This window comes from Knoellia remsis, from assembly GCF_003002895.1.
GTDB lineage: Bacteria > Actinomycetota > Actinomycetes > Actinomycetales > Dermatophilaceae > Knoellia > Knoellia remsis.
In genome coordinates, this window is sequence record NZ_PVTI01000061.1 from 1 (window position 1) to 1,415 (window position 1,415).

Here is a 1,415-nt window from a genome sequence, read left to right on the forward strand (position 1 = left end):
CGCGTGGTCCTCGTGGTGCCGGAGGGGTCGGTCGTGGTCTGGGTGGAGCGGCGCGTTGGCGTCGAGGGTGAACACCGTCGAGGTGTCGCCTTGGGTGACGCTGCGGGGCTGGTCGTCATCGAAGTACCCCAACATCACGTCTGCGCGTGAAGGGTCAGGGGCGTCAGCGGCGGGCATCGTGGTTTGCCGTTCTTCGAACTTGTCGTACACATCGACGCCGATGTCGTCCGCGCCCGTGCTCGGCCGGTCCGCCGCGGACGTGGCTGAGCAGCGCCACCGGAGGAGCGCTATGCCCAAGGCGTAACCCGGACGCAACGCTTTACGGTTGGTCTCTGTTGAGATATCCAAGCACAGCAATTGCGAACACAGGGTACGCCAGGGCAGCCAGCAGCCACCAAGCAGATCCCTCAAGTGCTAGGCCCAAGAAGAGAAACGCGGGCACAATGGAAACAATGGCAAGAAGCCGAATGCCGATGAACTCTCGATACCTCACATCATCCCCAACGATTGCCAGCATAGAACGCACCTATACCGTAGCCCACGCGACGTGCAGACCGCCATGGGCGCACCTTCCAGTTCCTGCGGAACTCGTTAAAGGAGTGCCGGAGGCCGGCCCTAACAGAGAATCCTCCACGATGCTTTCCCGAATAGGTGCCCCGATTCCTCACCCCTCGCCACATTGCGCCCGCGGTTCCTCGGAAACCCCTCGCAACTGGACCTGCGGAATGGCGGCCAACCAGCCTAAGGGAGCGTCCCGTCGGAACGAACGAAAGCGCCGCGTCTACCGCCGTCCTCCTCCAGAAGGTGCCGCGGCTGATCCTACGAGATCGGTAGTCGGACCGGTTGCTCATGAAACTGGCTCCAAATGCAACCGCACCCGCTACCGCACAGGCTCCTGCTGATGCGGCGATGCAAACTGCCAGACTGGCCCAGCCTGCGACCTTTGCTGCCTTGCGCCAGCTCCAGCGTCCATCCAGATCAAACATATTGATGGGGTCGTTGGGGTAGGTGTAGGCGTTTTCGTTGCCGCCGGGGACGGGGTCGAGGCTGGTGAAGAATCCTCTGACGGCGTTGTAGTACCTGACCCCCATCAGCGTGAGTCCGGCGGTGGCGGACGTGGTGGAGCGTTGTTTGGCTCCGAGCCAGCCGTACCCGAGCGGTCCGTCGACGGCGTCGGTGGCGGCCGGGTTGTTCTGGTTGCCGTACTCGTCGTAGCTGGCCCAGCCGGTGATGCTGGTGGCGGCCGTGTCGGCGGTTTGTGCGGCGGGCACGTCCACGGTGGTGACGATGTCGCCGTGGGGGTTGGCCAGGGAGAGGCTCAGTCCGCCGTCGTCGTTGATGGTGGCGGACAGGTCACCGCCGAGGGACTCGGTGAACCGGGTCGTCGACGTGGACCCGTCCGGGGTGGTGGTCTC

At 64.1% G+C, this 1,415-nt stretch carries 2 protein-coding genes; both read right to left on the reverse strand.

Going from position 1 to position 1,415, the window contains the following annotated elements:
• The coding region (locus BCF74_RS17605) for a hypothetical protein (protein WP_218279306.1) at positions 1 to 315 on the reverse strand (315 nt) is incomplete at its 3' end.
• Between the two features lie 179 nt (positions 316 to 494).
• On the reverse strand, positions 495 to 1,415 hold a 921-nt coding region (locus BCF74_RS17195; RefSeq protein WP_218279307.1), incomplete at its 5' end, for an RHS repeat-associated core domain-containing protein.